1 protein-coding gene is annotated in these 468 nt (G+C 39.7%); it reads right to left on the bottom strand.

Translation table 11 applies throughout. The features are described from left to right. On the bottom strand, positions 1-468 hold a 468-nt coding region (locus E3E28_RS10810; protein ID WP_277346790.1), incomplete at both ends, for an amylo-alpha-1,6-glucosidase.

Raw genomic sequence — 468 nt, 5'->3', positions numbered from 1 at the left:
ACATATGGAGATGTCTGTGAATATCTTATGTATCCTTCTCCTTCTTCAAGCTTCATGAAAAGCCATTCGAGTGCTTTGTTTAGGGTTTCTTTCAGCTCTCTTATCGTTTTGTAGTCCTCAGTCCATTTAACATATTCACCAGCCAAAATCAAATACAGTGGGGTTGCATCTATGGTTCCATAGTAGGGATTGAAAGGCATGAGTCCAGCTTGAGAAAGTTCTCCAAATCTAAACTCGTGAGGAATTTTGCCTGGTTCTTCTTCTCTCTTTGGATTGAATTTTTTCCCTTGCAGCTGTGAGAGAACCTTTAGTGTCCCCTTGGCATACTCTGGGAAGTATGGTAGAAGGAATAGAGATGTTATTATGCTATCTCTCCCAAAAAGGCACATGAAGTAGGGAATTCCAGCAAAAACTGTTAATCCATAGTTGGTTAACACTGTTAGAGATTCTAAATCTAGATCGGAAGAG

This window comes from Thermococcus sp. 21S9, from assembly GCF_012027635.1.
Classification (GTDB): Archaea; Methanobacteriota_B; Thermococci; order Thermococcales; family Thermococcaceae; genus Thermococcus.
Note: the sequence above shows the minus strand (reverse complement) of the source record. Positions and strands in the feature narration are given on the sequence as shown.